The organism is Kitasatospora sp. NPDC004799 (genome assembly GCF_040609095.1).
In the GTDB taxonomy this organism is placed as follows: Bacteria; Actinomycetota; Actinomycetes; order Streptomycetales; family Streptomycetaceae; genus Kitasatospora.
Genome location: NZ_JBEXJK010000058.1, coordinates 1 through 10439 on the forward strand (window position 1 = coordinate 1; position 10439 = coordinate 10439).

7 protein-coding genes and 1 pseudogene are annotated in these 10439 nt (G+C 74.5%); 5 read left to right on the forward strand and 3 right to left on the reverse strand.

Going from position 1 to position 10439, the window contains the following annotated elements:
- Positions 1–99: 99 nt before the first annotated feature.
- Both ABZW03_RS10745 and ABZW03_RS10750 read left to right on the forward strand, forming a co-directional pair.
- Positions 100–1158, forward strand: a pseudogene (locus tag ABZW03_RS10745) (amidohydrolase family protein); the annotation flags it as partial.
- Positions 1159–1376: 218 nt separating this feature from the next.
- Entirely contained in the window at positions 1377–2756 is a 1380-nt protein-coding gene (locus ABZW03_RS10750) for an erythromycin esterase family protein (RefSeq protein WP_355254774.1), read from the forward strand.
- Positions 2757–2812: 56 nt separating this feature from the next.
- Here ABZW03_RS10750 and ABZW03_RS10755 read toward each other — a convergent pair whose 3' ends face one another.
- A complete protein-coding gene (locus ABZW03_RS10755) occupies positions 2813–4048 on the reverse strand; it encodes an amidohydrolase (protein ID WP_355254776.1) in 1236 nt (411 codons plus the stop codon).
- A 190-nt stretch (positions 4049–4238) separates the two neighbouring features.
- Here ABZW03_RS10755 and ABZW03_RS10760 point away from each other — a divergent pair, with 190 nt between their 5' ends.
- On the forward strand, positions 4239–4730 hold the full coding sequence (locus ABZW03_RS10760; protein ID WP_355254778.1) for an HPP family protein: 492 nt from the start codon (positions 4239–4241) through the stop codon (positions 4728–4730).
- A 195-nt stretch (positions 4731–4925) separates the two neighbouring features.
- Here ABZW03_RS10760 and ABZW03_RS10765 read toward each other — a convergent pair whose 3' ends face one another.
- The gene (locus tag ABZW03_RS10765; protein ID WP_355254780.1) at positions 4926–5483 is read right to left on the reverse strand and encodes an SRPBCC family protein; all 558 of its coding nucleotides are present in this window, start codon (positions 5481–5483) and stop codon (positions 4926–4928) included.
- Between the two features lie 261 nt (positions 5484–5744).
- Between ABZW03_RS10765 and ABZW03_RS10770 the strand changes: the two genes are divergently transcribed.
- On the forward strand, positions 5745–6644 hold the full coding sequence (locus ABZW03_RS10770) for a LysR family transcriptional regulator (RefSeq protein WP_355254782.1): 900 nt from the start codon (positions 5745–5747) through the stop codon (positions 6642–6644).
- 751 nt (positions 6645–7395) lie between these two features.
- Here the strand turns inward: ABZW03_RS10770 and ABZW03_RS10775 are convergent.
- Complete coding sequence (locus ABZW03_RS10775) at positions 7396–8238, reverse strand: crotonase/enoyl-CoA hydratase family protein (protein ID WP_355254784.1); 843 nt, start codon at positions 8236–8238, stop codon at positions 7396–7398.
- 143 nt (positions 8239–8381) lie between these two features.
- Here ABZW03_RS10775 and ABZW03_RS10780 point away from each other — a divergent pair, with 143 nt between their 5' ends.
- Positions 8382–9716 carry a PLP-dependent aminotransferase family protein gene (locus ABZW03_RS10780; protein WP_355254786.1) on the forward strand — a complete coding sequence of 445 codons (1335 nt, stop codon included), beginning with the start codon at positions 8382–8384 and terminating at the stop codon, positions 9714–9716.
- Positions 9717–10439: the final 723 nt, after the last annotated feature.

A 10439-nucleotide genomic window follows, 5' to 3' on the forward strand; every position in this document is an offset into this window, starting at 1 on the left:
GGGCGAGAAGGCCGACCAGCCTGAGGTGGCGGCCCTGCACAGGCCGAGCACGATCAAGCCACCCGTCGCTCCGAGTTCGCCACGTGGGCCGGCGCGATCCTCGCCGCCGCACTGCGCGCCATGGCCGCCACCGGCCTCACCGGCGGCCACGCGATGGACGCCAACGGCGACAGCCTCGACCTCTACACCGAGTTGGACGAGGCCGGCGAGCTGCCGCTGCGGCTGCGCGTCGCCCCCTGGTGCCAGCCCGGCGTGGACGCGGACGGGCTGCGCGCGCTGATCGGCGGGCAGGGCCGGGGCGGTCGGCTCTGGCGGGTGGACGGCGTCAAGCTGTTCATGGACGGCACGATCGACAACGGCACCGCCTGGCTGGAACACCCGGACTGCCACGGCGAGTCCACCCACTCCTTCTGGCCGGACCCGGCGCACTACACCCACGTCGTCCAGGAGCTGCACCGCGCCGGGGTGCCGACCGCCACCCACGCCATCGGCGACGCCGCCGTCCGGCACGCGCTCGACTCGATCGAGAAGGCAATGAGCGAGGCCCCGGGCGGGGCGACAGGCGGGGCACCGGGCGCGGCGGCAACCGGGAGGACGGCGCACGGCCCGTCCCCCGTCCGGCACCGGATCGAGCACATCGAGACCGTGCCGGACGGGGTGGTCCGGCGCTTCGCGGAGCTGGGCGCGATCGCCTCGATGCAGCCCACCCACTGCTGCGACTTCACCCGCGCCGACCACACCGACAACTGGTCCCGCCGCCTCGGCGAGGAGCGGGCCGACCGCGCCTGGCGCTGCCGGGACCTCTGGGACGCGGGCGCCACCGTCGTCCTCGGCTCGGACTGGCCGATCGCCCCCTACCCGCCGCTGGGCGTCATGGCCGGCGCCTGCCACCGCCGCCCCACCCGCGACCTGAGCCAGGCCCCGCACAACCCCGGCCAGGCGCTCACCTCCCTGGAGGCGCTGCTCGCGATGACCGCCAACGCCGCCCACGCGGCCAGTGAGGAGCAACTGGCGGGCCGGATCACCGTCGGCCACCGCGCGGACCTCACCGCGTTCGCCGCCGACCCGCTCACCACGCCGGCCGCCGAACTGGCGGAGCTCCCGGTCCTGTTGACCGTCCTGGACGGCCGACCGACCCACCGCTCCGCCACACTCTGAACCCGCAGCCCGGCACCGGCCCCGGCACACCCCTCGCGTGGATGGGTCGGGGCCGTCCGGGGGCTTTCCCCCCGGTCGATCCGGTGGTACTCCTCAGCGCGCCGCAGCCTCCCGGTGATCGACTATTCATTGACCGGCGCGTTCGTCGGCGAACCACTCGAACCACCGTGGCCGCTTCCACGGATGGACGGTTCGACGCATGTGAGGAGCCCCCCGAAGTGACCGTACGCAGCGAGAAGCACGGCAGGCCCATCGGTCGACGCGCCCTGCTGGCCGCCACGGCGGCCGTCGCGACCACCGCCCTGCTCGCCCCGGCGGCACACGCGGACCAGCCCGGAACGGTCGACGTGACGGACCGTCAGACATCCACCGTGGTCCGCGAACTGAACGACCTCGCCCACCCGCTGCGGTCCACCGACCCCGGGGGCCGGAGCACCGACCTGCGCCCGCTGGGCGCGATGATCGGCGACGCCAAGGTGGTGGGGATCGGCGAGGCCACCCACGGCACCCACGAGTTCTTCACCATGAAGCAGCGGGTCCTGCGCCACCTGGTCGAGGAGAAGGGCTTCACCGCCTTCGCCCTGGAGACGAGTTGGTCCTCCGGCCTGCGGATCGACGACTACGTCCAGGGCCGCACCGGCGGCGACGCCCGGCAGCTGGTCAAGGAGACGATGGGCACGTCCCCTTGGGAGCGCCAGGAGTTCGCCGACCTGATCGACTGGATGCGCGACCACAACCGCGCACACCCGCAGCACCCGGTCCACTTCGTGGGCGACGACCTGGACTTCCCCGCCATCGGCGACCAGCTCTTCGACCGGGTGACCTCCTACGTCCGCGAGGCCGCTCCCGCGTCGCTGCCGCGTCTGGAGCAGCTGTACGCCGGGCTGCGCCCGTTCGACGACGCCGTCGGCTACATCACCACGCGCCCGCTCGCCGAGCGGCGGCAGAACGCCGCCGTGGCACAGCAGACCCTGGAGCTGGTCACCGCGGCCAGGGGCGAGGGCGGCGAGGCGTACGACTGGGCGGTGCAGAACGCCCGGAGCATCGCCCAGACCTTCGCCTTCTCCGCCATGAACCTCGAGGACAGCACCGATGTGGCCGCGATGCAGAACCTCCGCGACCGCGCCATGACCGACAACACCCTCTGGTGGCAGCGCCGCACCGGCGGGAAGGTGCTGCTGTCCGCGCACAACGGCCATGTCGGGTACCGGAGCAGCGACCCCGACCTCTACCCCAAGACCCAGGGCTCGTACCTGCGCGACGCCCTCGGCGCGGACTACCTCGCCATCGGCTTCACCTTCGACCGCGGGTCCTTCCTCACCAAGGACGACCCGTTCGCCGCCGCCTGGAAGACGGTCACCGTTCCGCCGGCCACCGCGGACATGAACGAGTACCCGCTCGACCGGGTCCGGTACCGCGACTACTACGTCGACCTGCGCTCCGCCCCGCCGGCCACCCGGGCCTGGCTGAACACCGCCCGTCCGACCTACGACGCCGGGACGGAGTTCCGCCGCGACCCGCTGCCGCGCCTCGCGATCGGCACGGCCTACGACGCGCTGGTCCACCTCCACGAGACCAGCGCGGCCCGCACCCTCTGATCACCGTCGCCGGCGGGCCTCTCCGGGGGAGGCCCGCACCGGCCGCCGAGCCCCCGTCAGCCCGTGAACCGCCCGTCCCGCGCCACCACCCGGCCCGCGCGGACCACCAGTTCGCGCGCCGGCAGGTCGACCACCACCTGGGGCAGGCACTCGCCCGTCACCAGCATGAAGTCGGCCGGCGAGCCCGGCTCCAGGGTGGCGGCCGGCAGGTCCAGCAGTTCGGCGCCGCCGTCGGCCGCCAGGGCGAAGCAGTCGGCGAGCTGCTCGTCGGTGCGGGCGTCGGTGGTCCAGCCGAGCAGGTGGGCGCGGTGCAGCAGGTCGGCGTTGCCGTACGGGCTCCACGAGTCGCGCACGCCGTCCGAGCCGAGCCCGACCCGCACCCCGTGCGCGCGCAGCTCGCGGAACGGCAGCACCTGGTGGGCCGAGGGCGCCACGGTGGTGAGGCCGACGCCCGACTCGGCCAGTTCGGCGGCGAGGTCGGCGAGCGGGGCGCCGGTCAGCTCGGGGACGCAGAAGGCGTGGCTGACGACCACCCGCCCGGCCAGTCCGGCCGCCCTGGTCCGCGCGGCGATGTCGCGCAGCGGGCCGAGGCCGCGCTCGCCCCGGTCGTGCAGGTGGATGTCGAGCCGCAGTCCGTGCTGCTCGGCCAGGCCGAACAGCAGCTCCAGCTGGGCGGGCCCCTCGCCGTCCGAGCCGTCGGCCGGGGCGCCGTCGAACCCCGCCGGGTCGATCCCGCCGATGGCGTCGACCAGCCCGCTCGCCGCCGCCTCGGCGAGCAGCGCGCCCGCCCCGGGCATCCGGCGGACCCCGTGCTGCGGGAAGGCCACCAGCTGGACGTCCAGCACGCCGGCCAGCCGCTCGCGCACCTCGGCGAGCCCGGTCACCCCGTCCAGGCCGTACGCGGGCGCCACGTCCACATGGGCCCGTACCGCGCGGGTGCCGCGCGTCACGGCGTGGCTCAGCAGCCGGTGGGCGCGGTCGGCGACGGGGGTGCGCAGGCGCCGGTGGAGGTCGACGTCGCCCTGCACGTACTCGGGCAGCGAGCCCGCCGGGCGGCGGCTGTACCAGGGCTCGCCCCAGGCGGTCTTGTCGGGGTGGATGTGCGCGTCCACCAGGGTGGGCAGGGCGATCCGGCCGCCGCCCTCGACCACCTCCGGCACCGCCCCGTCCGGCACCCGCTCGGCCAGCAGGCCGTCCACGGCGATCAGGTCGGCGGCGCGGTCGGCGCCGTACGGCCGGACGTCCCGGAAGACCATGACGGACGGCGGGGTCGCGGCGGGCGTGTCGGTCATGGGGTGCTCGCTCTCACTCTGGTTCCCGGGACGGCCCGGCTCCGGGCCCGACTCCGGACTCGGCGCCGGACTCGGCTGCGGGTCCGGCGCCGTGGACGGAATGTGCCCGACAGGCAAAACGTCCTACGTTTCCTTCAACAGTCTGTTTATCATCTCCGGGTCCCCGTCCCCCGCCCGGAGCCGCTCACGCATGTCCACGCCACCGCCCACCACCACGCCCGGAGCGCACCCGCTGCACGCCCTGCGGGCCACCGTCTTCGCCATCGGCACCCTGCTCCTGCTGGTCGGGGTGGGCGTCCTGCTCGGCCAGCCCCTGCTGATCCCGCCGTTGGCCGCCAGCGCCGCCCTGGTGCACGGCGCGCCCGGGCTGCCGATCTCGCAGCCGCGCAACCTGGTCGGCGGTCAGCTGATGTCGGCCCTGATCGGCTACGCCACCCTGGCCGTCACCGGCAGCACCACCTGGGGCGCGGCCGTCGCCGCCGGGCTCTCGCTGGGCGCGATGATGCTCACCCGCCTCTCGCACTCCCCCGCCGCGGCCACCGCCGTGATCGTGGTCCTGGAAGCCCCGCACCCCGTGCCCTTCCTCCCGCTGCTCGCGCTGGCCACCGGGCTGCTGGTCGTCATCGGCCTGCTGCCCGGCCGGATCGGCGGGCACCCGGTCCGCTACCCGGTCTCCTGGTGACGGCCGCGCCGTAGCGGCCTGCCCGCACCACGGTCACCGGGACCGCCCCGCCGACCGCTCTCCACTCTCCCGCCGAACACCGACGGCCGGGTCATCCGATCGGACGACCCGGCCGTCACCCGTTCCGCGCGGGCGAGGACCTCACCGGCCGACGCTCCCGGGCCCGAGGGCACCGAACCGCCGGCCGGGCCGGGATCAGCGCCCCTGCTCCGCCAGCGACTTGATGCCTTCGAGGGTGGCCGTCATGCCGGTGCGCAGCTCGTTCAGCCGGAAGTCGACGATCTTCTCCTCCAGCTCCGGCTTGGCGTCGATCACCAGGCTGGCGCCGCTGCGGCCCGGGCCGATCACCACCGACTGGTGCAGCCGGGTGCCACCGTCCTCGGGGGTCAGCTCGAAGCGCCAGCGGGCCAGCGCCCCGGCGAGGTCGGACACCGGCTCGCCGTAGCGGCCGTCCGCGTCCATCACGCCCCAGGCGAAGACCCTCCGGCCGTCCGGTCCGACCGGTCCCGCCGCGCCGGTCAGCTCGGTGACCTCGGAGACCGTCCGCCAGTCGGGCATGGACGCGTGACTGTTGTGCCCCTCGAAGCGGGCGCCCACCACCGGGCCGTCCGCGCCGTTCAGCCAGGCGACCCGCTGGAGCTCCGGGCTCAGCCGGGCGGGCAGGTTGATGTCCGTCACCAGCTCCCACACCCGCTCCACCGGCGCCCCGACGAACACCTCGCACCGCGTACCCGGACCATCGGCGTACCGCATGCCGTTCCCCCCTCCGTGACGTCGCTTCCGTACGTCACCGTTCTCGCGCGTCGTTCTCGTGCATCACTTTTCGCGCACCGATGCGGCCTGCACATCGATGCGGGTCGACACCCGCCCGCGCACCCGCCACGGCGTCCGGAACGCCGGCGGGGGCGGCGGGCGGGTTGCCGCCCTGGGCCCTGGTTCGATGATCGATCCGCGGAACACCCAAGTCAATCCGCCGATTTACTGGGAAACCCCCAAGCGATACCTTGGGCCTTCGTGACCCTTGACGACCTCCGCGTCTTCGCCGCCGTCTGCCGGGCCGGCTCGCTCAGCGCCGTCGCCCGCGACCTGAACTGCACCCAGTCCGCCGTCAGCCAGCACGTGAAGCGGCTCGAACGGGAGGTCGGCCTCGCCCTGATCGAACGTCACCCGCGCGGGGTCGTCCCCACCAAGGCGGGGAACCTGCTGCGCACGGCGGTCGCCACCGGCCTCGGCGGCATCGACCAGGCGCTGCGCCGGATCTCCGAACTCGCGCACGGCGAGGGCGGATCCGTGCGGATCACCACCGGCGCCACCAGCATCCGGCACTTCATGTCCGCGGCCGTGGTGGCCTTCCGGCGGGGCTTCCCCCAGGTCAGCCTGGAGTTCCAGACCGAGGTCTCCAGCCGCAGCTGCCTGGAGTCGCTCAACGCCGGCCGGGTCGACCTCGCCTGGATCACCCTCGGCGTCCCGGCCCGGGGCATCGACCAGCGGCCGGTGGTCGACCTGCCCTGGGTACTCGCGGTCGCGGCGGGCGACCCGCTCGCCTCCCGGGCCCTGATCTCGCCCGCCGACCTCCAGGACGCCCGGCTGATCGGGCTGCCGCAGAACTCCGTCTCCCGCTCCCAGGTCGAGGCCTGGCTGGGGAAGTCGGGCGTCCGCCCGGTCTTCGACACCAGCGTCGCGGACTGGGACACCGCGATCCTGCTCGCCGAACTCGGGCTCGGCCACGCCGTCGTCCCGGCCCTCCCGCAGTGGCAGGGCCCCGGCCACCCCGGCCTGCGACTGCTCCCGCTGCCCGACCTGCCCGCCCTCACCGCCGGCTGGGCCGTCCGGGACTGGGAGAACCTCGGCCCGCTCGCCCGCGCCTTCGCCGACACCGTCGCGTCCCACTGCGGCCGCGGCACGTCGGCCTGACCGGCCGACGGGACAGCCGAGGCCGCCGTACGCCCGGCCGCGCAACGGCTCCGGCGGCTCAGCGGCTGCAGCGGGTCAGCAGTTCGGCAGCTCAACGGCCTTCGAGCGAGCGGCTGGAGAAGGACCGGTTGCGCCCGAGCTCCACGAAGCCCCGGCAGCCGTACCACTCGCGCGGCCAGTCCGCCGCGCCCGCGAGCAGGAACAGCTGCGGAATGCCGGCCTCGGCCGCCAGTGCCAGGCCGGTCGCCGGCAGGGTGTCGCCGTGCCCCGCGCGGCCGGGCGGCGCGGCGGTCGGTGAGCTGCCGGGCGACCTCCTCGTCCTCGGTCCACTCCCGCTGCTGGCGCAGCGCCGCCTCCCGCATAGCGGCCAACTCCACGGGCAGCGCGGCCGGTTCGGGGCGCGGGCAGCCGTCCGTCGACCTGGCCAGGATCACCACCCCCTCCTGCTCCCACCCCGCCGCCGCCGGCACCGGAGCGGCCCGCTCGCCCGACTCCCACCGGGCGGCCGGCTCGGGCAGCACCCCCGGGTCCGTGCCCGGACCCTCCACGATCAGCTGGTTGTGCTCCTCGGAGAGGGCGAACTCGGCGTTCCGGACGGCGAACACTCCTGGGAAGTCCGGCAGTTCGACGACCTCCGCCGCCCGGCGGCGGGCGAAGGCGGCACGGAAGGCGGTCACGCGTGCGAGCAGATCCGAGATCCCGCCGTGATCACGCCCCCGGCCGCCCCGGGCAAGGTCTTCCCGGTACGGCCTCAGGAGGCCGAACGCGCGGACGAGCCGGAGGACGAGCCGGACGGTGAACCGGGCGACGAATCGGCGGACGAACCGGCGGACGAACGGTCCAGGAAGCGCCGGATGCCGTCCCGTACGCCGTCGGTCGGCACGGTCGCCGCGAAGGCCGCCGCCTCCACCGCGAGCCCCTCGTCGATCGGCAGGTTGATCCCCCGGGTCACGGCCCGCAGGCAGGCGGCCACCGCGGTCGGCGCGTGCCGGATGATCCGATCCGCCAAGTTCCGGGCCGCGTCCAGCAGTTCGTCCGCCGGAACGACCGAGTTGACCAGGCCGATCTCGGCGGCGCGGGCGGCCGGGATCGGGTCGCCGGTGAGGATCAGCTCCAGGCCGCGCTTGCGGCCGACGTGCCGCGGCAGCCGCTGCGAGCCGCCGAAGGGCGGCGGGAAGCCGAGCGTGATCTCCGGCTTGGCGAAGGTCGCGTGCTCGGCCGCGACGGCCAGCGGGGCGGCCTCGGTGATCTCGCAACCACCGCCGAAGGCAAGGCCGTTGACGGCCACGATGACCGGCTTGGGGAACTCCTCGATCCGCCGGGTGAGGGTGTGCCCACGCCGCACGAACTCGCGCAGCGCCCGCTCGGGCCCGCCCGCGATGCTGGCCGCCAGCGACGGGATGTCGGCGCCCGCGCTGAACGCCCGCCCGCCGGCGCCGGTGAGGATCACGGCGCGGACGGTGTCGTCGGCGTCGATCCGGTCGAGCTCGGCGAGCAGCGCGTCGATCGTCGGGTAGTCGAGGGCGTTGAGCTTCTTCTCCCGGTCGATGGTGAGGGTGACGACGTGCCGGTCCCGCTCGCTGCGGATGGTCATGGGCGCGTGCTCCGTTCCTGGCCTCGCTGCTGGATGTGACGAGGCTAGGAACACCGGCCCATGACAATCCACTTATTGTCCTGGATACACTCCCCACTCACCCGTACGCCCGTGCGCGCACTCCGAGGAACGGCAGGTGACCGGTGCGACCGCCCTCCTACAAGGCCATCGTCGACGAGTACGCGACCGCCATCCGCTCCGGCGCGCTCCCGGCCGGCACCCGGCTGCCGACCCACCGCACCCTCGCCCGCGAACGGCGGATCGCCCTGGCCACCGCCACCCGGGTCTACGCCGAACTGGCCGCCGCCGGACTGGTGGTCGGCGAGCAGGGCCGCGGCACCTTCGTCCGGCTGCGCGCCGGCTACGACGGCCTCGAACCCTCCCGTGCCCTCCCGGTGCCCCGGGTCGCCGACCTCTCCTTCAACCAGCCGCTCTCCCCCGGGCAGGGCGACCAGTTGCGGCAGGCCCTGCGCGCACTGGCCTCCTCCGGCGACGCCGAGGCCCTGCTGCGCCAGCACCCGCCGGGCGGCCACCGGCACGACCGGGCCGCGGTGGCCACCTACCTGCTGGACCGCGGGATCGACACCGCCCCCGAGAACGTCCTGCTCACCAGCGGGGCGCAGCAGGCCCTGGACTGCATCCTGCGCACGCTCACCCGCCCCGGGGACGTCCTCGCCGTGGACGCGCTCGGCTACCCGGGGATCAAGCTGCTCGCCGCCGCCCACGGACTGGACCTGGCCCCCGTCCCGGTCACCGCCGCGGGCCCGGACCTCGACGCGCTCGACCGGCTCTGCCGCACCCGGACGGTACGGGCGGTGTACACCCAGCCGACCGTCCACAACCCGCTCGGCTGGGTGCTCGGCCAGGCGCAGCGCGAGCGCCTCGTCCGGCTCGCCGCCGACCACGGGTTCACCCTGATCGAGGACGGCACCTACGCCTTCCTGGAGGCCGCCCCGCCCCCACCGCTGCACGCCCTCGCCCCCGAGCGCACCTGCTACCTGGCCGGCCTCTCCAAGAGCGTCGCACCGGGCCTGCGGTTCGGCTTCGCCGTCCTGCCCGATCACCTGGTCCGGGCCGCCACCACCAGCCTGCGCGCGGCCGCCTGGGGCGCCCCCGGCCTGATCACCGCCCTCGCCACCGGTTGGCTCGCCGACGGCACCGTCGCCCGCCTGGAGCGGGAACGCCGTACGGACGCGGCCGCCCGCCAGGCCGTCGCCCGCACCGCCCTGGCCGGCCTGACCACCACCGCCCACCCCACCTCCTACATCCTCTGGCTCACCCTCGAACCCCACCAGCGCCCCGACCACGCCGCCGCCGCCCTGGCCGCCGAGGGCATCCTGATCTCCACCGCCGACGCCTTCGCCACCACCCCCCACCACCCCAACGCCCTCCGCCTCGCCCTCGCCACACCCCCACTCCCCACCCTCCCCACCGTCCTCACCCACCTCCGCACCACCCTCGAAGCCATCGCCCCGTAACCCCCATCACCCCGAAAGCCAACGCCCCCAACTCCCCACCGCCCAAAATCCCCCCACCCCGCACCAAAAGTCGGCGGGCCCGACTTCCCACTCCCCGAGTCCTCCATCCCGGCCCCACCAGCCCGAGAATCGGACCCACCACGGGCAAATCCACCTCACCCCCACACCAGAAGTCGGCGGGTCCGACTTCCTACTCCACCCCAAGCACCCAACCGCCAACGGCCCGGCCAATGCGTGACGCCAAAAGTCGGCCGGGCCGACTTCTCGCTCCTACGACACGACCCAACCGGCGGTCCCCTGAGTCCGACATCTCGGCCACAAACGTCCGCCAGGCTGCGCGGGCCCACCTCAACTCGCACCAGAAGTCGGCGGGCCCGACATCCCACTCCACCACCACGCCCGGCCCCGCCGCAGGACGCGCACGGGCGGGGCAGCCCATACAGGCCAAGGCGGCTGCCAACACCAAAAGTCGACCCGACCGACTTCCCACTCCACCCCAAGCACCCAACCGCCAACGGCCCAGCCAACGCACCACGCCAAAAGTCGGCGGGCCCGACTTCCCACTCCACCATCACGCCCAGCCGCGCCGCAGGATGGGCACCGCGGGGCAGCCCAGCCCGAGCAGGGTGGCTGCCAACACCAAAAGTCGACCCGACCGACTTCCCACTCCGCCCCAAGCACCCAACCGCCAGCGGCCCCGCCAACGCACCACGCCAAAAGTCG